Genomic DNA, 21,727 nt, shown 5'->3' with positions numbered 1-21,727 from the left:
AGCGGGCGCAGGATTCGATGGGGCGGTCGGTTGTCCGCCTATTTCGCTCGAAATGTGTGCTGAAGCCGCAGGGGCGGGCGAAGTCGTGGTTCCGGTCGGGTCTTGCTCGTCGGAGTTGCTGTGTGCTGTGTCGTCGATAGACGTCGTCTGGGTGCCGCTGAGCGTGGGTGGGCCCGGATCCGGAATCACCGTGCTGGTGCTGCTATCGGATGGGCTGTCGGCATGTGACGGAGTCGAGGTTCCCTCGGCGCTGACAGGCGTTGCGGCCGGAGTCTGTGGTTGTGGGTTGTTCGAGGTCGAATCGGTACTGCCGGCCGGGGTGGGGCCGGAGTTCTCGTTGCCGACCTCGCTCGTGTGAGCCGTCGTGTTCTGCGGCTGTGCCGAGCTCGTCGAGGCAGGCGTGGCGTTCTCCGGGGGATTCGACGTGACGGAGTCGCTGTCGGTCCCGTCGGCGTCGGCGGGGGTGCTCGCGGGCTGGGTCGCTTCGGGTTGCGGCTGAGAGCTGCTCGGCTGTGTTCGGTCTCCGGTGTCGCCGGGTGCGGGTTGAGTGCGTTCGGGTGGCTGGTTGTCGCTGGGTGCAGGTAGGTCCGGGCCCGAATCGCTCAGGTCGGGTGGGGACGACGTTGTGTCCGTGTCGTTGGCAGCGGAGTGGAGGCCGTGCGGAACGCCCTGTGCGGCGGAGGATGTGATGCTTTCGAGGGTGAGGTTGAAGGGTTGGTCGGTGAGCGCGGCGACTGTCGCTGCGGCGGCGGTTTCGCCGGCGATGCCGGTGGCGGTTTCGGTGGTGGCGGCGACGGTGGCTCGGCCGAGGCGGCTGGCGGCGACGTCGTCGACACCGGACAACAGTCCGCTGCGGCCGAGTCCGCCACCGACCGCGCCGCCCGCCGCGCCCGCGGCGGCGGCGATTCCAGCGGCCTTCACGTCCTGAAGTGTGATTTCGTCGCGGCGCCCGGTGGCGGCTTGGAAGACTTTGACGCCGAGTTCCAGGCCGCCTTCCTCCAGTGCCTCGTTGATCGCGCCGAGTAGGGCCACCCGGGCGGCGGCTTTGGCGGCGGCGCGGGTGAGCAGGCGGGCGATCAGCTGTTTGATCGCCATGCGGATGGTGACCTGTGTGGCTATTCGCAGGACGACGGCGCCTCCGGCGCTGAACCCGGTCCAGGCGGTCAGCAGCAAGGGCGCCACCTCGATCGAGAAGATGACCATCGCGCCGATGATGACCAGCTTGGTGTGCTCGATATCGGCTGCACCGTCACCGATTTGGTCGGCCAATTTGTCGATATATCCGGCCAGCGCCTGCCAGGCACCTTCTTTGCCTGCCAAGGTGTCCCAGTGTGCGGCGATCGCGTCATGGGTTTGTCCGTCGATCGCCGCCAACGCCTGCTGCATCGTGTGCGCGGCGTCGTCGTCGAGCTCGTTCAGCGCGGCCGACATCCCCGACCATGCGTCGGCTACTCGCCGCATCGCGGTTTCGTCGCCCTCGGGCCAATCACCCGCGCCGACCACCCATTTGGCGACCCATTGCAGCCACTCCGGGATTTCGATACCCATCAGGTGGTGATCCGGTCGATCTGGGCGGCGTAGGCCTGGTCACGGTTTTGCACCGTGTTCGCGATGGCGACCATGCTGTCGCCGAGGTTGGTCATCGTCTTGCCGAGGTTGTCGACGCTGGTCAACGCTTTGGGGACATCGGGTGTGTAGTTCTTGGCGAAGCTCTGGCCGATCTTGTCCGAACCCCAGCACTCGCCCTCGGTCTCGATGACCCGCCGCAGGTCGGCGGCGGCAGCGGCGATCTTGTCGGCGACGTCGGTGAAGCCTGGCCGGGTGGCGCGCAGCGAATCCGGGTCGACACGGAAGTTGGTCACGGGCGATCCTGTGAGTAGGAGCGGTCGCGGTAGTACTCGGAGGGCCGTTCCAGGCGTTTACGTTGCATCGGATTCTGCTGCGGGACGGGTACGTTGGCCGTCCGACCACTCACGCCACCAATCGGTCAGATCCGAACCGGGAATGGTGGCGGAAAGGAAGTCGTCGGCCGAGTTGAGGGATGGAACGGGGTTGACCGACAGCCAAACCGATTCCTGCGGACACACTTGCTCGAGCAACTCCCGGCCCGAGACAACTCGCCGCAGCCAGGGGTTCACGTCCTTCGGCAACCTGCCCGGCGAGGTGTAGATATCCAACATCATCATCGGACTGGAAGAGGTCATCGTATCGAGGACGCGGAACGGCCACCCACGCTGAGCCTGCGGATCGTCCGCGGCCAGTACCACGGTGAACTCGCTGCGGCTGAACGCCTCGATGAGCCAGGCGATGGTGTTGAACCCCCACGTCGCTCGCCATAGCACCAGCTCGAACTCGTTCGCGAGTTCCACGCCGGCCGACTCCGGGACCGGCACGAATTCAGGGTTCACCCAGTACTCGGCGATCCCGCCGTTGTCGTCGGCCAACCACCCGCCGAGCACGTTCTCCTTCCGGATCGCCGACTTGTCGGCCCTCGGGTCCGTGAGGTACTTCCACTTGCCGGGGTTCGCTCGCGCCCAGGCATAGTCCGAATCCGTTGGCTCGGGCAAGATCCGGCGCCGGAAATACGGCTCCATGAAGTCCGAAATACTGTGCTTTGCCATCACCGCTCCCCGTCGCGGTTTCGGACAGCGACCGACATCCATGAGCAGCTCGACGGGCTCAACTCAGAATCCCACCTCTCGAAAGCAAGTAACGTGCAGCACAAGCAGGTAGGAGCGCCCGCTTGTTGTCATCACCAGATCAGTGACTTCCGATGGCCGTAGCCATCGGCCCGGCTGTGTTCTCATCGGTCCGATCGGATGGCGGGACGCAGTTGCCCCGGCAATCCGAAGGCATTGGCTCGCAGCCAATCCGGACCGACTGGAAACAACTCACGGGCGGTCCCGCAGGTAGGAGCGGTTGCGGTAGTACTCGTCCTCGGATTCCTCGTCCAGCGTTGCGGGCTCGTTCTGTGGCGTGGGAGGTTCCGGGAACATCGTGCGGACCAGATCACGGATGCTCGGGGCGCCGGGCACCAGATCCGAGAGATCGGGAATACCCTCTCCTGACGCTTCGATCGGGGCCACGGCCTGTCGGGTCGCCTCCAGCGCCAGCCGGGCGGCGGCCTGGACGGCCTCGGTGATGGAGTGCCCGAGCTTGTCCGGTGTGGAGCGCTTGAACGCCTCCGGCTCGACGTGGACTTCCACCGGAACACCGGCGGCGTTGCTGACCACCCGGATCAGATTGTCCGAGGACCACGCCGTGACCGTGGTGCTCGCTATCGCGGACTGAGCGTCGGCCAGGTCTCTGCGCTGTTGCTCGAAAACCTCCAGCAGCGAATCGACCTGATCACGCAGCGCGTCGGTGGATGGCTGTGTCGCGTCGCGCCCACTGTCCTGCACCTGCAAACCCCCACTTCGAGAATTCGGTCCGTTGCTGAATCTGACGTAGCGGCCCGACGTTCGGTTCCATCGAATGTCAGATTCCATCACCCGTCCCGCGGGCGCCGCAACTGAAGGGCGGGTCCGAACGCGACCCGCTCTGGCAGAATCGTTGCGTGCTCGTCACGAGGGGGAACACACCATGGTGTTGACCGCGCGTTTTCAGCCGGGATCGGCCAGCCGTCCATTCGTCGATCGTGAGCAGGTGCTGAGCCGGTTCGACGAACTACTGACCGAAGCCGCCGACCACCCCCGGGTCATGCTGCTCAGTGGCATCGGCGGAATCGGTAAGTCCCGGTTGGTCACCGAGCTGCGAGCGCGGGTCGAGCGCAAACATCCGGCGGCGGTGCTCGATCTGCAAGTGCCGAGTCATCGTCAGGCCGCGGACGGGCTCGCGGTGCTGCGGGTCCAGTTCGGTGCGCAGAAGATCAAATTCCACCGCTTCGACATCGCCTGCGCCGTGTTGTGGCAGCGCATGCATCCGCATCTGCGTCTTACCTCTGATTCGCTGGCGCTCGCCGAGCACAGTGAGATCCTGACCGAGATCCTCAACGACGCGACCGGGATACCGGTCTTCGGCACCGCGACCCGGCTGCTCGACCTCGGTGCGCGCCGCGCTATCCGCACACATCGGATACGGCACGATCCGATCCTCCAGGAACTCGACCGGCTGAGCCTGGCGAGCTTGGAGGAAGCCGTTTCCTACCTGTTCGCCGAAGATCTCAAAAGCGGGACGGAAGGTAGGCCCTATGTGGTCTTCCTGGACGCCTACGAAGCCTTGATGGGCGGCACCGACCGCGAAGGCCGCGCCGCGGCGTCCGATGCTTGGCTCCGCGATGTGGTGGCGCAATTGGACACCGGGTTGGTGGTGATCGCCAGCCGCGAGCCACTGGGCTGGGAGCGGCACGATCCGGAGTGGTCCACCCGAGTTCGGGCGGTCGCGGTCGACGACCTGCCGATGGATGCCCGCTTCGAATTGCTGAATTCGTCGGGAATCGAGGAACCCGCCGAGCGCGCGGCAATCGCCGCTTCGAGTGCCGGTGTCCCGTTCTATCTGCATCTGGCCATCGACGCCCGCACCCGCGCGGGTTGGGTGACCCCTGCCGAATTGGTATCCCCCGACACGATTCTCGAGCGTTTCCTCCAGCACGTGCGCCCCGACGAGGTCCGGATGCTGGAGCTGCTGGGGCTACCTCGCACCTTCGATCGAGAGATCTTCACGGCGGTGGCCGAGCAGTTCGAGTTGCCTCATCACATCGCGGCGTGGAAGTCCCTGATCGCGTACTCGTTCGTGTACGCGGCGGACGAAAGCGACGAAGGCCCGCGCTTCCAGCTGCACCAGTTGATGGTGGACGCGTTGCAGCGGCGCTTGGATCCGGATGTTCGGCGCACCCTGCACGCGATGCTGCACAACCTCTGGTTCGTGCGTGCGGAACGGCCGACCGGCCGGGTCACCGCCCTGCGGGAGGCGGGATATCACGGTGTTCGTTCGGGCATGCTGTCCGCGGTGACGTTGCTGCACTACGTCGATCGGATCGAAGCGGCGGGCGGCAGCCAGGGGATCGGCGGAGTGATCAGCGATCTGGACCGCTACCTGAACGATCCACATGAGAACCTGGCAGGTATGGCGGAACTGTCGGAACTGACGCGGTGCCTGGAAGCGGAAGCGGCGGTGCTGCTCGGCGACGCCAAGCAAGCCGATCGGCTCACCAGGGACGTCGCTCTGGATAGGACCGGACCGATCGCGGAGCGGTTGGCCGTCGCCGCGGCGAACGCCCGCCGCATACTCGGTGACACCGACGACGCGCTGGCCATCTACCAGAGTGCGTGGTCGCGGGGATCGGGGCGAGCACGGCTCGTCGCCGGTCAGTGGGCCGCCGACCTGCACATGTGCCAGGGGCGATTCCGTCAGGCGTTGACCATGTGCGAGGAACTCGTGGCCATGACGGACGGCGACGACCGGGAGTTCCTGGGAGATGTGGCGCGGCTGCGTCATCTCGCCTACCGGCTGGCGTTCGACACCGAGCGCGCCGCACAGTATCTGGCCGAGGCCGATACCCATTACCTGGCCGCGGGGAGCGTCGTCGGGCAGGCCAACATCGCGACGAATGTGGCCGAACTCTTGGCGCTCACCGACCCGTCGCGGGCGATCGAGGCCGCCGGGACCGCGATCGTGCGGCAGCGGGAACTCGGCGCCCTGCACGAGCTCGGAAAGGCCTACACGGCACTCGGTTTGGCGCGATTGGCGCTCGGGGAGCTGGACGCCGCCGAGCACGCGCTCGCCGAAGCGTGCGAGATCCTCGAACAGGCCGGGTACCGATCGGGCCGGGCCAGGGCCGAGCTGTTCCGCGCAGGGGTCTTCGCGCGCCGAGGACAACGCGACGACGCGGTACGCAGTGCGCGATGGGCTATCTCGGAGTTCGAGGGCACCAACGTCTACCCCGGTCTCGTACTCGTGGCGCGAGCGGTCCTGGCACTGTATGGCTGGACCGAACCCGACATCTCGAAAGCCGCCGCGGGCGCGCGGTCGCGAATCCAGCCGCCGACGCCCGGAACGAACATGGACCGCGAGGCCGCACGGGTGATCGCGCGGGTACTCGACGTCGACGCCGCGGCGATGTACGACGACGCGCTTTCCCGCTCACAATCGGCCGCCGGGTACTACAACCACAATGTGCGGGTCGACGGCGTGTCCGGCGCGGTGAACGTGCGGATTCCCGTCGAAGGCGCCGACGTGATGGATCTGCGGCAGTGGCCGGAAGCGGCGGTCTTGATCGCGATCGAACCCTTCGTCGCGTCGGCACCGAAGTTGCGCTGGGAATCGGCCCGCCCCGCCTACCAGATCCACGACTACATCGATGGCGACGTGCTGGATGGCCTCGCGCCGCGCGGCGTGCCGGTTCCGGCTCATGTTCCGGCGGATGTGGCGGCGCTCTTCGCGGAACTCCGGCGCATCCCACGAGAGTTGCTGCCACCGGTCGATACCGATTGGACCGACGATCCCGCCGGGTTCGCCGGGCGACTGTCGGCTGTCACCACCCGGGTGTACCGCGAGAGCAGCGCGGATTTCGGCGACCTCTACCGCCGGTTGGGCGTTCCCGATCGGCCGCTCGAGGATGTCATCGCCTCGTGGAACATGCTCGAGCCGAGACCCTTTCGGATGGTGCATGCCGACGTGCATCGCAAGAACATGATCGTGCGTGACGGCCGGGTCGTGTTCCTCGACTGGGAATTCGCCCTGTACGGCGACCCGGTTTACGACGTGGCCACCCATCTGCACAAGATGGGTTATCTCCCGGAAGAACAGGAGGCGTTCCTCGCCGCGTGGATCGCCGCCGAGCCCGAGGCCGCGACCGGCGAGTGGCGTCGTGACCTGCGGACATACCTCGACCACGAGCGGGTCAAATCGGTCGTCGTCGATGCGGTCCGTTACAGCAAACTGCTCCGGGAGGGAGCCGGAGATGTGGCCGCGGAGGCGGCGTTGGTGGTCAGCATGGCCGGGAAGCTGCGCCTGGCACGGAATGTGTGGGGACAGCGAGAGCCCGTCGATGAGGTGGAGGTGGAAGCCGCGTTACGCGGGCGGGCTTGACTCGGCGGCAAGCGCACGAACGAGAATTACTTGGGGGGTGAGCCGACGGAGATGCCGGTGATGACATCGGCGAGGATCGCGTCATCGACATATCGCCGACCGTAGACGGCGACGATGGCGCCGATGCGTATGTCGGATGCTTGTTTGGCGGCCAGGACGTGCACCTTTGTATCGGCGTCGGTGCGGACCTTGGCGGTGCCGGTGGTGAACGCGTTTCGGACCACCAGGGTCGTGCCGTCGTTGGCGGTGACTTTCCCGAAGGTCATCCCGATTCCGAGGCGGGAAACAGGTGGAGCGGCTCGGGGAGGCGTGCGGACGGTAGGTGGAGGTGTCGTGCGGACGGTAGGCGAAGGTGTCGTGGTGGTCGGCGCGCTGGCACGGATCGGCGTGGCCGAGGCCGTCGTTCCGGTGGAGCGGTCGACGAGTAGACAACCGGACACCACGACGAGCACCAGTCCGATGCAGAGCCCGACGAGCGCGGCCGCGCCGAAGTTGTGCGGTCGATGCGGCTCGTCGTCCCGCCGCCGTGGTGGCGGAAGCGGGGGCATCGCCATTGCCGTTGTCGGCGAGACGGATTCTGTCTTCGGCGTGATCGAGCCCGGGCGCACGGTGGGAGACGTTGGTCCTGTTGCTTCGCTGTCGGCATCCGACTGCGCATCCGGTCTGCTCACGGGGGAGCTGACCGACCTTGTTCTAGCACTCGAAAGTGTTGTCGCTGAGAGAGTTTCGGGATCGACTCCGAGTCGTGCCAGCCGACCTACGCTCGCTGATTTCCGATCGTGCGTGCTCCAGCGAGGCATAGGGCAAGCGTAGGTGTCGCTATGTGTGTGTTTGTTGTCACTGGCGGGAGTACCGATGTGACCAGGGCGAACCGGTGATCATCAGCGCAATCGGTCGATTGTGCATTGGCGGCAGCCGGGGCGCCATCGCCGTCTGAGTCGAACATCACTGTGCGCAACAGATATTGTTCCGAAGTCGCACAGTGGCAGGTCGCTCCGAGCCGGGCGGCTGCACGAAAGGATTCCGGTCGATCGGGTCGCTTCCCGGGTCGGTGACGCTCCAGGAATAGATGGAACCGATCGGCCGCGAGCTGCGTCAGAGTCAGGTGTAAAGACAAGTCGAATCCGCGATGCGTGCGGCGGGGTTGTCAGTCAATAGGTAGCTGCGAAGTGGGAGGTGTGAGTGGCCGCATTCGACGTGAGCCGCGTTGCGGAGGACTTTGCGCAGGGGGCAGCGGATTTCGAGCGCCGGGCCGGAAGGTTTCAGGAGTTGGAGGGCCGGATGCGGGAGCTGACGGTCACCGAGTCGGGCAAAGATCGTCGCGTCGTAGTCACCGTTGACAAGCAGCGGTGTGCCCACGGCGATCACCCTGTCGCCGAGTTCGCGCGGGATGGATCCGGCGGTGCTGTCCGCGGAGATCATGTCCTGTCTGCGGCAAGCACATTCGACATTGCGCGCGGAGGTCACCGGGCTGGTGGGGAACACCGTCGGAGAAGACCCGGCGGGCGCCGCGATCATCGAACAGTACGCACAGCGCTTCCCTGATCCCGATCCGCCCACGGTCGAACCGTCCGAACACCGCACTTCGCATCCGTCCAGTGACAACCTCTCGATGGCGGCCCCTTACTTCCCGCCGCAGCCGGGACCGGCCCCCTCGGATACGGCCACCCCGCGCAGCCGCAAGCCCGACCGTGACCAGATCGTCGTCCCGGACGAACCGGATCCGGAGATCGAGTACTACAACCATTTCTGGCTGGTGTGACCGTGACGAATCCTGATGCAATCTCCGTAGATACAGACGAAGTGCGCAGTCATGCCGGAAAGCTGCAAAAGCTCACGCAGAGCTTGACGTTGTCGCTGGAAGCCGCCAGCTATCTCGGTGCCGCGAATGACGATTCGGCGAGATACCCCGACCTCCCGTGCAACTGGTGCTCGAGGACAAACATCGCAACACCATCGACGTGATCCGCAAGCTCGCCGAGGACGTCGCGGCCCTGCCCGGCAAACTCGACACCGTCGCTGCGGCATTCGAAGACAAGGTCGGCGCCTTCGGCAGGTCGGTGACCGAACTGCGCGAGACCATCGCCGACGCACCGGGAGGGCCACAGTGAGCACGACAATCGGCGACTGGCTGAACGAGAACACTCCCGGCTTCGACGACCGGAAGAAAGCCGAGAACACACCACTGATCGCCGAGAGGACCGACTACCGGGAGGAGTACTTCCAGGAGACCGTCTTCTGGATGCACGACATCGGTCTGAAGCAGGATCAAGAGACCAGGTTGCCCGGAATCTTGTCTGGCACGATAGCGGGAGACGCATGGGAGGCTTACGCAAATTTCCTAAACGCGAAGACGTTCGAGGCGATCACCCGCGGCATCGCGGTAGGCGCGACCGTAGCGGATGCCGGGTTAGACCCGTTCGGATTCGTGGGCGATCAGATCGCCGGATGGATGCTCACGCACGTCGAGCCATACCGCAAGGTGCTGGACGCGCTCGCCGGAAACGACAAGATGGTGGGGGCGTACTCCGAGAGCTGGAACCGAATCGCCAAAGAGCTGGCCGACATGAGCACGACGTGGCAGGCGGGTCTCGAGGCCGACATCGCGATGTCTACCGTTCTAGCTGCACAGACATCGCCATCGGTTCCGGCGGATCGACGAATCGACGTGGGGGATCACCATGATCAGGTTGGGGCGTGGCTCGCACAGTCGTGGGAGCAACGGTGATGAGCCCATCGAATTGCTCGCGGCGATGCAGGTCGATTGGGTATGAATAACCGGATGGCCGTTCTGATGTACCGCTTCGTTGCCCGAACGACCAATGCGTGACGAACAGGCAGTAGCGCGCCTCTTCGCGGACTTGGCGCCGCTGTGGCAGGCGTTGCATCGGCGTCTGTCGACCGGCAGGCCGGTGCTTCGGGTCAAGGTCGGCCCACTGGACATCCGCCAGCAGACGGCATTCGCCGACTTGTTCGGTTTGCCCAGGTTGCCGGGCGAGTACCGGACGGTCAGCGTGGCCGACGTGGATGCGGTGCTATCCGAAGTGGCCGGGACGGATTCCTACACTGTCGTCGAGCATCTTGTCGGGCCGGTGGGCAATAGGGCAGCGGATCGTGCGGCCGAGGCCGCCGCTCGACAGCAGTTGTGGGCTTGGTTGTCCGCCCACGACGTCGTTCGCGCACAACCTGTCCTCGAGGAATGGGTGACCTCGATGCGGCGCACGGGATTGATGGCGAGGTCGGTCGAGTACACGAGATCCGAACTCGAGCGGGCGTTGCGCGTCCTGCGCGAACTGCCCGGAGCCGGGGTGCCTCTGCCGGTGTTCGCCGCACGAGTGCTCGGCGATCCGCACGCACTCGACGACGGAACACGGTTGCAGGCGACGGTTGTTCGCGCTCTCGCCACCCTCTACGACAGCGAGCCGCCGACCGACGCCATTCAGTTGCGAGCCCTGTGGGAGCGTGCCGGGCTGGCTGACGACGAACTATCGTCCACCGTGCTTGTCGCTGGATCGCCGACGGGAAGTACCGACGGAGTGGTCGGCGAGATCCTGCGCACCTGCGCGAGCCGTGGACTGGCCGCGGTTGTGACGCTGCAGCAAATCCGATGCCAGCCGCAACCAGCCGAGGCGGCTGGACTCGTGTGGATAGTCGAGAACCCCAGCATCCTCGCGATGGCGTTGGGCCGTTTCGGCGATCGTTGCCCGCCGATGATCTGCACGGCGGGGTGGCCGAGCAGTGCCTGTGTGCAGCTGCTGGAACGGCTGGCAGGTGCCGGCTCCGAACTTCGCTATCACGGTGATCTCGACGGGGAGGGTTTGCGGATCGCCGCCAACATTGTCGCCAGGTTCGGTGCGATGCCTTGGCGAATGACCAGCGCTGATTACCTCTCGGCGGTTGGGGCGAGCGGACCCGCTGTCGGGCGGGTGACCCCTGTGCCGTGGGATGGTGACCTGTCAGAGCACCTGCGCCGGACCGGCCTGGCGGTCCCTGAAGAGCGGGTCGTCGATCTATTGCTCACGGATATCCAGCCGTGAATGTCGGCCCTTGGGTCTATGGTGGGCATTCGAGTCGCCAGCCAGGGGGAGCCACTGATGGATCCGATTCGTGTTCCGCCCGAGATGTTCCGTTTCACCAGCGGTGAACGCGCCGGTCTCTATGTTTCGGTGCTGCACGCGTTCGGTGAGGCGAACGAACGCCTGGAAACAGCGCTCGGCATCGACGAACTTCGGGCCCGGTTGCGGTCGGTCGGATGGTTGGAAGCTATCGAGGACGACGATTTGACCGCGGCGCTGGACCAACTGCACACCTGGAATCTGGTCGACGTCATCCAGAACCACTCCGAGAACTACCGCACCGCGACGGAATACGAACGTCGCAATCTGCAGTACTCGCTCACCCGGCAGGGTGAGGCCGCCTTCGCCGGCGTCCTGCACGCGATGACGGTTCTGGCGTCGACCGGTGCTCTGCAAACCGCGGTGCTCGACGCGATCTCCGACCGGCTCGCCGACCTGGTGCACGAACTGGAGTCGGGAACGGATCGCCGAGTGTTCACGGCGTTGAGCGAGCTCGAGTCCCATCTCGAGGCGCTACGGGGCAACACCAAGCAGTTCAACGGCGAATTGCAGCGTCTGCTGCGCGCCGATGGCGTGGACCTCACAGTATTTTACGAGGTCAAAGCCGCGACGGTGGCCTACCTCCACGACTTCCTCACCGATCTCGAGTACCGCGCTCATGTGATCGGCTCCCGCATCCAGGCGATCGAGGACTTCGGTGTCACGCGCATGCATCAACGTGCCCTACGCGGAGCCGAACTGCCGCAACTGAGTGGCATCGATCCCGGGGTGGCGTGGCTGGAACACCGCAGAGCCCGCTGGGATGGCCTGCGCGCGTGGTTCCTGCCTGCGGACGGCACGCAGCCGCGCATCGACCAACTGCGCCAGGTCGGTCGGCGGGCCATCGTCACATTGCTCCAGGTGCTCGATCGGATCACCGAGTCACGCAGGCGCTCGAGCAGCGCCGTGGCGGATTTCCGGGAGTTGGCACGGTGGTTCTCGGTCCTGCCGGAGCAGGACGATCTGCACCGGTTGTGGTCCACCGCCTTCGGGCTCAACTCCGCGCGGCATCCACACCTGGCCCACTCCGACCCGGAGTTGGTGAGCCATACGGCGTCCTGGCAGGAGGCGCCCGCAGTCGAGGTCTCGCCGCTTCTACGATCGTCTGGTCGCACCGAGCGATTCGGCCGAACCGGTGCGATTCCCGATGTCGCGGCGATCAAGGAGGCCCGCGCGGCACGTGCCGCACTGGAACGGGCGGAACTCCAGGCCGCGTGGGACATGCTCGACACCGGAGGCAGCATCCGGCTTTCAGCCTTCGGCGAACTGGATCACGAGGTGTTCGAACGACTGCTCGAATTGCTCGGCCGCGCGCTCGGCGGCGCGCAGGAGCCGAATGGCACCCGCCGGGGTAGCACCGCGGACGGACGAGTCGAAATCGTCTTACGGCCTTCGCCTGACGGCGGAACTGCCGAGCTGAAGACACGGCGCGGAGTGTTTCGCGGACCCGACTACATTGTGGAAATCACCGCACCCGGACCTGAGAGGCGCCGCCCCAGCAGCATTCGCATGGTCGAAACTCAGGCAGCTTCCGGGAGTCCGTAGTGAGCGAACTAGCGAATCAATTGGTGATCGCCGAACGGGAGCAGATCGCCCGGGGCGTGCGGCATCTACTTGCTGATCCGCTGATCACCGAACGCGCCGCGCCGGACGTGTTCGACGTGATCAGAAGGCGGCGCGATCCGATCGCGAAGTGGTTCGACTATTACTGCGGGTGGACGCTGATCGTCGAGCCTCGGCTCGGCTATGCCCGTCTGGTCAAGGTGCGGCCGGCCACCGACCCGACCCGGCCTGCGCGCCGGCTGCGTTCCGGTAGATCGGCGTTCGATCGCAGGCGGTATGTGCTGCTGTGCGTGGTGGCGGCGGAACTTTTCGCTGCTCCCGTGACGACCATCGGCCTGCTCGCGGGACGGGTGCGGGCCGCCACCGCAGAAGAACCGGTGGTGGAGACCTTCGATTCGGCCAGCCGCGGTGAACGGATGGCATTCGTGGACGCGCTGCGGCTCCTGGAATCGTTCGGCGTACTCGAAGCGGTCGATGGGGTGGCCGACTCGTTTGTGGATTCGGACGCGGCGAAGGTGCTGTTCCGAGTCGACACCACGCTGTTGTTGCGACTACTGGCGACCCCCTCGGGGCCATCGCAGCTGGGAATGCCCGTGGAAGAGGTGCCGCTGCGACTCGCCGATGTCCTGGCGGAACTCACCAGGGAGCGTCGCTATGGACTGGCGGGCGCACCGGCGGGCAGGCATGCGGACCGCACCGGCGTTTCCGACGCTCAGCGAAATCTATGGTTGCGGCACAGCGTATTTCGCCGGCTTGTCGACGACCCCGTGGTCTACCTCGACGAACTCAGTGCGGACGAGCGCGCCTACCTCGAGTCTCCCACCGGCAGGCAGCTGCTGCGTCGCGCCGCCGAACAGGGCGGTTTCATCCTGGAGGAACGGGCCGAAGGTCTACTTCTGATCGATCCGGACGGCATCGCGACCGACAACAAGTTCCCCGATGACGCGAGCACGGCGAAGGTAGCCGCCCTGCTGCTCCTGGATGCCATGCCGGGTCCGACCACCGTCGAGCAGTTGCAGCGCAGCACTGCCGGAATGCTGGAACGCTTTCCGCGCTGGGCCCGAAAATATCAAGGTGAAGGTGGCGTTCGAGAGATAGTTTCCGACGCGCTCGCGGTGCTGAAGGAGTTCGGGCTCGTCCGCACGTCGGCATCGGGTTTGGTGACTCCGCTGCCGGCCGCCTTCCGCTATCGCGTCAACGAGATTCGCACAGCCGATACCGCGAAGGAACCGTCATGACCGTGACCGAGTTTCCGCAACGACCGCAGACGCGTGAAGGCGACCGGTGGATGCCGACTCGTGCGGGAATTCTCAACGTCTGGCGCTACTACGACGAGGTATTCGAATTCCATGACGGCCGCTTGCTGCTGCGTGGTCCGAACGGTAGCGGCAAGTCCAAGGCATTGGAGTTGTTGCTGCCGTTCCTGTTCGACGCGAGTTTGCGGGCCAACCGGTTGTCGACCTTCGGCACCAGCGAGCGGACCATGCACTGGAACCTGATGGGGGAAGGAGCCTCCGGCGCGACCCGGGTGGGTTACGTCTGGCTGGAATTCCGGCTCCAGGGAGAGACCAGCCGCTGGTTCACCTGCGGTGCTCGCCTCCAGGCCACGAGTCGCACCAACGCGGTGCACGCCGACTACTTCACCACGGTGTCGCGGGTCGGTGCGGCAGGCTGCGAGGACAGGCTGGTCCTGACCGATGTCGGCCGCCCGCTGACCCGCGCGACGCTTGCCGAGCGGCTCGGCAGTTCCGGCACGGTGTACGACAGCGCCGCCGACTATCGCGCGGCGGTGCGCGCAGCGCTGTTCCCGACATTGAACGAGCAACGCTACGACGCCTTGATCACCGCATTGCTGCAATTGCGGACGCCGAAATTGTCACAGCGACTCGATCCGGCCTTGCTGTCCACGCTGCTGTCGCGTGCCCTGCCGCCGCTGAGCCACGAGGAGATCGCGGATCTCGCGGAGGGTTTCGAGCGGCTGGACGCCCAGCGCGAGCGCCTGGCCCGTTTGGATGCCGAGGTCCAGGCCACCGGCAAGCTGGCGCGTCATCAGCGCACCTACGCCCAGCGTGTGCTGCGTGCGGGCGCCGCCGCGCTCATCTCGGCCACCACGGAGCTGGAGAAACTCTCCAGTGAAGCGAAGAAATCCGCCGATGAGCATGAACGCACGCAACAGCGCAAGCGGGAGGTCGAGCAACGGATCGATGCAACGAAAGCCGAACTCGCGCATGCCGAATCGAGGCTCGAAGGGCTGACGAAGACAGACGCCTACAAGCAGGGTTTGAAACTCGACGACCTGCGCAAACAGGTTCGAAGCGCCAAGTCGCGTGCCGACCGGCTCGACGTTGACGCGCAGCGTTTGCAGCGAGCCGCAGCGAGCGCCGCGCAACTTCATGACGCCGCTGTCCGAGCCGAAGCGGGACTGGAACGGATCGCCGACGTCAGCGGTATCGAAGCCCGGCAGGCCGCGCACCGTGCTGGACTCACGAGCGTGTACGACGAACTGGCCGACGCCCCGGAGTCGAACCGATCACGGACCCTCCTGCGCGGTGCGGTACGCGCCAAAAGGGACCGCTCGAGCGATATGACCGATGCGCTCAACAAGCACCAACGTACGGTTGACGCGCGCACCGACGCCGAGTCCGCACTGGAGCTGTCCAGAGCCGAGTTCACGCAGGCCGAGGACGCTCACGTGCAGGCCGTCGAGGAACGCGCGCGCACACTCGATGCGCTGCGCGAGCGGCTGCACGAGTGGGCCACCGGATGTCGCGCCCTGATCTTCGAGGCGCCCGATGCCATCGCCGATCTCGCCGAGAGCCAATCAGCGCTGATGGATACGGTGAACAAGGCGGTCACCGCGGCCCTGGAGGATGTGGCCTGTCGAGAGAACGATTGCCGACGGGCAGTCACCGCCGCCGAGACCGAGCGCGGCGAGCTGGTCGCCGAACGGGATCGGCTCGACGACCACCATGACATACCGCCGATCCGGCCGGCTTGGCGGACTGCCGATCGAAGCCGAATGTCCGGAGCGCCGCTATGGCGTCTGGTCGATTTCGCCGAAGGGGTGCCCGGCGCCGTCGCGGCGGCGACGGAGGCCGCCCTCGAATCCGCTGGACTGCTGGATGCCTGGATCGGGCAACACGGCGAGGTCGACGGCCACGATGTGTTCGCCGACCACACGGCCTTGGAGACGGTGGCGGGCCGCTCTCTGGCGGACATTCTCACTGTCGTTCCAGACGCCGAGGTATCGCCGGACGTGGTGCGTCGGCTGCTGGGCACGATCGCCTTCGGTGACCGGCTGCCCACCGGATCGGTGGCCGCTGTCGGCGCCGACGGGGGCTGGCGTGTCGGCAACCTCACCGGAAGCTGGCGCAAAGAGCAGCCCGCCTACATCGGCGCCTCCACCCGCGAACGCGCCAGGCAGCGTCGTGTCCGCGAACTCGATGCCGAGATCGCGAAGTATGACCGGGGGCTCGACGAGCTCGGCACGCGACTGCGGCAACTGATCGCCCACCGCGACCTCATCGAGTCCGAATACGACGATCGACCGGACCGTAGCGCGCTCTCAGCTGCCGAAGATCACCTCACCAGAATGGAATCGAACCTGGACGCGGCCGATCGCCAAGTACGCAAAGCGCTCGAGAACGTCTCCACCAAGGAAGCCGCGGTGAAGAGCTCTCTGTACGCGTTGTCCGCGCTCGCCGCTGAAACCGGGCTTCCGACCGACCGGACCGGCCTCGCGGCTCTGAATAGGGCAATCGATGATTTCGCGGGTCAAGCCGACGTGTGGCTCGACGCTTGCCGCGACTTGCGGCAGGCACGGGCCGCCACCGCTGACCGCGCCGACCGCGCCGAGGGGTCCGCCGCCGATGCCGCGGAACGAGCCGACGACGCCGCCGAGGCGATCGCCGAGCATCAGCGGCTGGCGACCGAACTCGATGCCATCGAGGAGTCAGTCGGCCGCGACTACCGGGAAGTCCTGGCCGAAATCGAAGCTCTGCGGATCCGCAAGGAGGAGCGCGGGGGTGACCTCGAACGCGACGGCATCACACTCACCGAACTCGCCACGAAGGTCGGTGGTCTCGCGGCCCAGCTCGCTTCGGATGCCGCTGCCCGGGACGCTGCCACCGTGACCCGAGATCGTGTCGCGCTGCGCTTCCGGCAGCTGTCGGCCGGAACCTTCCCAGCGGACAGCTCCCTGCCCGACCTGTCGACGTTCCGCGAGACGTTGGCAGCTTCGGATGGCGTTCGCGCCGCACTCGACGCGGCACGGTTCGTCGCCGCGGCCTGGCCGACCATCCCGTACGCCACGAGCAACCTGAACGACGCGGTGCGCCGACTCAACGAAGCTGTGCACGAATGCCGCGCCGCGCTCAGCTCCCGCGCCGACCTCGATCTGGAAACCGACGACGACGTGCAAGTATTCACCGCTGTGGTCGACGGCGTCCGGGTCGGCTGCGCGGAATTGCTGCGGATACTCGGCACGGAAGCCGAACAGAGCAAGAACGAGATCACCGAACAGGAAAGGCGGCTGTTCGACCAGACGTTGACCGGCGATACCCGCCGTCACCTCGCCGCCCGCATTCGTCAGGCCAACGATCTCGTCGACAACATGAATGCGCGACTTCAGCGCGTGCGTACTGCCTCCAACCTCGCGGTTCAATTGGTTTGGCAGGTAGGTAAAGACCTTCCGACCGGTACCAAGGCCGCTCGCGACCTGCTACTCAAAGATCCCGTCCGGCTCAGCGATGCCGACCGTGAATCCTTGCATCGCTTCTTGCGTGATCGCATCGAAGAGGCCAAGGCCGACGACACAGCCACCAGCTGGGAGCAGCAGCTCGCGCAGGTCTTCGACTACACGGCGTGGCACCGGTTCGTGGTCAAGATCGATCGAGGCAACGGCGATGGCTTCCAGGAGCTGACCAAGAAACTGCACGGCGCGCTGTCCGGCGGCGAAAAGGCCATCGCGCTGCACCTGCCATTGTTCGCCGCGGTTGCGGCCCACTACCACGCAGCGCCACAGGCCCCGCGGATCATTCTGCTGGATGAGGTGTTCGTCGGCGTCGACACCGTGAACCGGGGGCAGATCTTCGCCCTGCTGTCGGCATTGGATTTGGACCTGATGCTGACCTCGGATCATGAGTGGTGCACGTATGCGGAGCTGAGTGGGATCGGAATTCATCAGATCGTGGGCGGCGACGGCGATGACGCGGTGACGACGGCGCGGTTCACCTGGGACGGACGGGACCTGCTGCCCGCGTGAGAGGAACACTGTGACAGCGAATAATGCCAAGTACTTGGTCGGGAACGACGCGGGCGATCGAGTGTCGATCTTCGATGACGGCCGGGTGAAGGTCTGGTCGACCACGCATCTGTGGACTATCGAGGGGCGTGAACGCCACAACGCGCTCGGCGAAACCGTTTTCCTCGGTATCGGCCGCGCTCTGTCGATACCTGGCCCGACCGCAGGGCAGCAACGGTGTGACGTCGAGATCTCGCTCGATCCGGAAGGCGGTCGAACTGTCGCCGCGACGGTTGGCGCGGATAACGGGACGTTCGTCCAGTTCTTCCACGACGGCAGCATTGCGGTCGGCAACGACGGCCGCGATCTCGCGAGCGTTTTCAACGTCGGCCGGGAGGCGAATCAGACGCGCGGCCGCAACGGCGTCGGGGGATCGGTGATGGTGACCTTCGAGGGGAGCTACCGCCCGCAAGTATTGCGCGCGTGTGATCACCTCGTCGAGGTCGGTGAGCGTGCCGCACCGCCGCCGAACCGGCTGTACAAGGACGAATTCGAAGTACGCTGACCCGGTAAACCACGGCGACAGGAGTAGGTCCACTGGTCTGACTCCGGTGCAGTTCCGGCGCTGGTGCCGGCTGACTTCTTGGCCCGGGCGATCCCGGTTGCGCGGGCATGATTCCGACGCGTCAGGTGTAGCTGGGATCGTTTTCCTCGCGGAAGGCCGCGACTGTTGCGTGTATGGCCCGGTCGAGTTGGGTTCGTACTTCCGTGGTGTCAGCGGGGACTGCCTTGATGGTGGGTCCGCTGCGGACGAGATAGCGGCCGTCGGGATAGTCCATCACGTGGAAGCCGCGGGCGGGTGCCGGGCGGTTGTCCCAGGCCGGGCCCGCGTACACCGCGACGTGGGCGATCGTGGTGCGGGGGCGTTCGAAGAACTGCTCGGCTCGGATGCGGGGCGGGGCGGGCGCGCCCACGCGGTACGGTTCCTCGTCCTCGGTGTCGAGTTCGTGCCGCGAGATATCGATGCCGGGTCCGCTGCCGGGTGCGGCGTCGGGCAGGTGGTCGATGACCCGACGGCTCACGCCCTGCCCATCGATCAGTGACATGTGCACGGCCCCACCGCAATCCGGAGACGAGGTGGGTTCCTGTACCAGCAGTACAGCATGCCGATAGTGCACAGCCGCGTGCACGCGCAGTTTGTCCTTTCCGCTGAAGCCCGCCATCTCGATGCGCGCCTCGGGTTCGGCCAGCACACGCAGTGCGCTGTACAGGGACTCGTCGAGGCGACGGTGCAGCCCGGCGGCTTCGGATTTCCACTCCGCCTCGTAATCGGCGACGGTTTCGGCGGTGGATCGGTACTGCAACGGGTATGGCAGTACGTCGCGCTCGACGGCCCGCCACAGCACCGTGAAGCCGAGCGCGGTGAACGACCAGTCCCGTCGGCTCATGAAGCCGACGCCTTCGTCGTGCAACACGGCCGTGTCGTGCGTTTCGGCGTGGTGTCGATTCTCGGCTCGCTCATTCGCCGATCACCGGGGGCACCGACTTCACCCTGTTCTCCGCACCGAGGCCGGTGAGTTCCTCGCCGTTGCGCTGGTTGACCAGATAGTCCTTCGTCTGATGTTCCTTGTCGTCGTCGCCCTTGCCGCGAGCGCCCGGCGCCATCATGCCCGGCATGCCGCTCGTTCCTGGCCGACCGGTCCCGGGACGCGCGGACGCGGCGGCGGGAACGCTGCCTGGAACGGCGGGCACACCGTTGATGCTGCGACCCGGCGCGGGCGTACCGAGGCCGGGCACGCCCGGGCTGGGTGTGCCCGGGCTCGGCGTGCTGGGAGATCCGGGACTCGGTGTTCCGGGGCGGGTCAGCGATGGATCGGTGCTGGGATTGGTGCTCCCCGGTTGGGTCGACGGGTTCGTGCCTGCGGGCGTGGTCGTGGTCTGCTCGGGCGTGCTTTCTTGCTCGGCAACCGGATTTGTGCCGGACGGAACGGTGCTCTCCGGTGTGTTCTCAGTACCCGGCAGCTGTGCCGGGTCAACCGTGGTGGCCTTATCGCCGGTGTCGGCACCGGACGACGATGGCTGCCAGCCGTTGTTCGGCGCGGACGACTGATCGCCCGAATTGTGCACCGGGTTGTACGGCTTAGGTACCAAAGGAACGCCGGTGTCGGCCTCCCGGACGGCAGGGTAGAAGACGTTCTTGACGACGTTCACCGACGCATCGTGTGCGGAGTCGTCGCGATGCTGGTTCAACTTCCAGGTGGGGCCCGGCACCCAGCTCGCGACGTTGCTGGTCCACGTATGAGTCGGCGTTTCCTGCACGGCAGGCCGGGTGACCTCGATGCCCGATCGGATGATCTTCACCTTCTCGGCGACGATCTGCACCGAACTGATCAGTCCGCTGGATTTGTCGACGTAGTCCTTGATCCCGTCGCTCGCCGCCTTCGCCGCCGCTCCCTCCCATTTACCTTCCATGGCCTTGCCGATCTCCGGGCCGAAACCCTGCAAACCCTGCTCGAGCCGATTGCGAATGGACTCCCAACGCTGGTGCAGCGCGACGACATCGGTGATCGACATCGCTTGCACACGTTGATACAGATCATCGATGCCGTCCGGGTTCTTGTACGCGCTCTCCGGAACTTTCGGCGACTGGGTCTGAACATCGGTGCCGGCGCGCATGATTTCGGCGATGCGGTTGCGTGCGATGGCCGCGTCGGCGCTCTCGTCGCGCGAACCACTGTCCGGCGGGCCCGATTTCGACTGCTCGAACAGCGCGGCACCAATCGCTACCAAGAACGGCAGACCCATGACTATCCCCCGGTCAATTCAGCAAATTGCTCGTGTCTTGCGCATTGGAGTCGTCCTGTGCGCCGATGCGGTCCACGGAAATCTGGATCGTATCACGCATCAGGGTCAGTACCTCGATGTGCTCTTTGAGGGCGGAGTCCACATCGCCGTCGCCGCCGATTGCCTTGGCACCCAGCATGTTCGCCAGTTCGTCGGAGCAGTCGAAGCGGCCGAGGCCGGTTACCTTGCTCACCCACTGCAGGTCGTCGCGAAGCTGGTTGTAGAGGTCGATCTGACGGTTGCACGCGTCACGGCATGCCTGTGCGACTGACTGATCGAGATACAGCCGACCTGCCTCGGCCTCGCCAGCGAGATACCGCCACCGTGTTAAGTCTTCGCCCAATGCCACTTGCTGCCCCTCTGCTCAGCGTGGAAACGTCGGTACAAGAATTACCGCCGCAGCCCGCGCACGCGAACACGGCTCCGCAGGATTCTTTGCTGACGCGCGATTGGAAATCGTCACTCCGTACGATCCAGAGTTTGCAGGAAAGATGAGATCGCAAAGCTCGTTGAACCGGTCGGATGTTCTGCGATGCTGGACACCATCGCGCCCGGCGATCGAGATGTCAGAGAAGTCGATGTTGTCCGGCTTAGCCCTGAAAACATCGACTGTGTGAATCGTCGTGGACACTCCGAGGTTGAAATCATCGTTGTTCCACGAACACACCTTCCATCCGGGCTCCTCGACGCCCGCAACCCCCGACCTTTTGGTGTCCGGTCGGACGCCGATTTGCTGCAACGTGCTGTTCGGCACCTGCGTGCACGGATCCCACAGCGCGGCCGTGGCCGCCGACGTGTCGACGGTCGTGCTGGGCGTGGCAGTCCCGTTCGTGCCCGATTCGCACCCTGAAGCGACCAGCACCACCCCAGCGAGCGCCGCAACTGTCGCCGTCGTCCGTCGTCCCACGAAGCCTCCCGAGCCGGGCCGTCAAAG

At 65.7% G+C, this 21,727-nt stretch carries 19 protein-coding genes; 11 read left to right on the top strand and 8 right to left on the bottom strand.

The genetic code is table 11. From position 1 onward, the window contains the following. Window positions 1-714: 714 nt before the first annotated feature. Together K8O92_32640 and K8O92_32635 are read left to right on the top strand one after the other, a co-directional pair. Window positions 715-1,026 carry a hypothetical protein gene (locus K8O92_32640; protein ID UAK32377.1) on the top strand — a complete coding sequence of 104 codons (312 nt, stop codon included), beginning with the start codon at window positions 715-717 and terminating at the stop codon, window positions 1,024-1,026. Between the two features lie 201 nt (window positions 1,027-1,227). Beyond that, window positions 1,228-1,581 (top strand): hypothetical protein, encoded by a 354-nt coding sequence (locus K8O92_32635; protein ID UAK32376.1) that lies wholly within the window; start codon window positions 1,228-1,230, stop codon window positions 1,579-1,581. Here the strand turns inward: K8O92_32635 and K8O92_32630 are convergent. From K8O92_32630 to K8O92_32620, 3 genes are all read right to left on the bottom strand, one after another. Then, on the bottom strand, window positions 1,548-1,862 hold the full coding sequence (locus K8O92_32630) for a hypothetical protein (protein ID UAK32375.1): 315 nt from the start codon (window positions 1,860-1,862) through the stop codon (window positions 1,548-1,550). The genes K8O92_32635 and K8O92_32630 overlap by 34 nt on opposite strands. A 57-nt stretch (window positions 1,863-1,919) precedes the next feature. Continuing rightward, window positions 1,920-2,621, bottom strand: coding sequence for a hypothetical protein (locus K8O92_32625; protein ID UAK32374.1), 702 nt, complete (start codon window positions 2,619-2,621; stop codon window positions 1,920-1,922). Window positions 2,622-2,891: 270 nt separating this feature from the next. Continuing rightward, window positions 2,892-3,488: a YbaB/EbfC family nucleoid-associated protein gene (locus K8O92_32620; GenBank protein UAK32373.1), complete on the bottom strand. Its 597-nt coding sequence runs from the start codon at window positions 3,486-3,488 to the stop codon at window positions 2,892-2,894. A gap of 94 nt (window positions 3,489-3,582) precedes the next feature. On the opposite strand from K8O92_32620, the gene K8O92_32615 reads away from it, so the two are divergent. Continuing rightward, the gene (locus tag K8O92_32615; GenBank protein UAK32372.1) at window positions 3,583-7,029 is read left to right on the top strand and encodes a phosphotransferase; all 3,447 of its coding nucleotides are present in this window, start codon (window positions 3,583-3,585) and stop codon (window positions 7,027-7,029) included. 26 nt (window positions 7,030-7,055) lie between these two features. On the opposite strand, the gene K8O92_32610 is transcribed toward K8O92_32615, so the two are convergent. Beyond that, window positions 7,056-7,295, bottom strand: a complete 240-nt coding sequence (locus K8O92_32610) for a hypothetical protein (GenBank protein UAK32371.1) — start codon at window positions 7,293-7,295, stop codon at window positions 7,056-7,058. Between the two features lie 1,085 nt (window positions 7,296-8,380). Here K8O92_32610 and K8O92_32605 point away from each other — a divergent pair. The 8 genes from K8O92_32605 (at window position 8,381) to K8O92_32570 (ending at window position 18,514) form a co-directional block, all read left to right on the top strand. Further along, entirely contained in the window at window positions 8,381-8,791 is a 411-nt protein-coding gene (locus K8O92_32605) for a hypothetical protein (GenBank protein UAK32370.1), read from the top strand. A gap of 157 nt (window positions 8,792-8,948) precedes the next feature. After that, complete coding sequence (locus tag K8O92_32600) at window positions 8,949-9,140, top strand: hypothetical protein (protein UAK32369.1); 192 nt, start codon at window positions 8,949-8,951, stop codon at window positions 9,138-9,140. Then, on the top strand, window positions 9,137-9,757 hold the full coding sequence (locus K8O92_32595; GenBank protein ID UAK32368.1) for a hypothetical protein: 621 nt from the start codon (window positions 9,137-9,139) through the stop codon (window positions 9,755-9,757). Before K8O92_32600 ends, K8O92_32595 begins: the two co-directional genes overlap by 4 nt. 94 nt (window positions 9,758-9,851) lie before the next feature. Beyond that, window positions 9,852-11,066: a TIGR02679 family protein gene (locus tag K8O92_32590; GenBank protein UAK32367.1), complete on the top strand. Its 1,215-nt coding sequence runs from the start codon at window positions 9,852-9,854 to the stop codon at window positions 11,064-11,066. A 57-nt stretch (window positions 11,067-11,123) separates the two neighbouring features. Further along, window positions 11,124-12,689 (top strand): TIGR02677 family protein, encoded by a 1,566-nt coding sequence (locus tag K8O92_32585; GenBank protein UAK32366.1) that lies wholly within the window; start codon window positions 11,124-11,126, stop codon window positions 12,687-12,689. Then, window positions 12,689-13,945: a TIGR02678 family protein gene (locus K8O92_32580; GenBank protein ID UAK32365.1), complete on the top strand. Its 1,257-nt coding sequence runs from the start codon at window positions 12,689-12,691 to the stop codon at window positions 13,943-13,945. Before K8O92_32585 ends, K8O92_32580 begins: the two co-directional genes overlap by 1 nt. Beyond that, a complete protein-coding gene (locus tag K8O92_32575) occupies window positions 13,942-17,970 on the top strand; it encodes a TIGR02680 family protein (protein ID UAK32364.1) in 4,029 nt (1,342 codons plus the stop codon). The genes K8O92_32580 and K8O92_32575 overlap by 4 nt, the downstream gene beginning before the upstream one ends. Before the next feature lie 10 nt (window positions 17,971-17,980). Next, complete coding sequence (locus K8O92_32570) at window positions 17,981-18,514, top strand: hypothetical protein (protein UAK32363.1); 534 nt, start codon at window positions 17,981-17,983, stop codon at window positions 18,512-18,514. A gap of 121 nt (window positions 18,515-18,635) precedes the next feature. On the opposite strand, the gene K8O92_32565 is transcribed toward K8O92_32570, so the two are convergent. The 4 genes from K8O92_32565 to K8O92_32550 all read right to left on the bottom strand — a co-directional run bounded on the left by K8O92_32565 (window position 18,636) and on the right by K8O92_32550 (window position 21,700). Continuing rightward, the gene (locus K8O92_32565) at window positions 18,636-19,397 is read right to left on the bottom strand and encodes an ESX secretion-associated protein EspG (protein ID UAK32362.1); all 762 of its coding nucleotides are present in this window, start codon (window positions 19,395-19,397) and stop codon (window positions 18,636-18,638) included. Window positions 19,398-19,467: 70 nt separating this feature from the next. Further along, on the bottom strand, window positions 19,468-20,754 hold the full coding sequence (locus tag K8O92_32560; GenBank protein ID UAK32361.1) for a hypothetical protein: 1,287 nt from the start codon (window positions 20,752-20,754) through the stop codon (window positions 19,468-19,470). Window positions 20,755-20,767: 13 nt separating this feature from the next. After that, window positions 20,768-21,142, bottom strand: a complete 375-nt coding sequence (locus K8O92_32555; protein ID UAK32360.1) for a hypothetical protein — start codon at window positions 21,140-21,142, stop codon at window positions 20,768-20,770. A gap of 15 nt (window positions 21,143-21,157) precedes the next feature. After that, on the bottom strand, window positions 21,158-21,700 hold the full coding sequence (locus K8O92_32550) for a DUF3558 domain-containing protein (GenBank protein ID UAK32359.1): 543 nt from the start codon (window positions 21,698-21,700) through the stop codon (window positions 21,158-21,160). Window positions 21,701-21,727 lie beyond the last annotated feature (27 nt).

Source organism: Nocardia asteroides (genome assembly GCA_019930625.1).
Classification (GTDB): Bacteria; Actinomycetota; Actinomycetes; order Mycobacteriales; family Mycobacteriaceae; genus Nocardia; species Nocardia sputi.
This window is presented reverse-complemented; position numbering and strand designations above follow the sequence as displayed.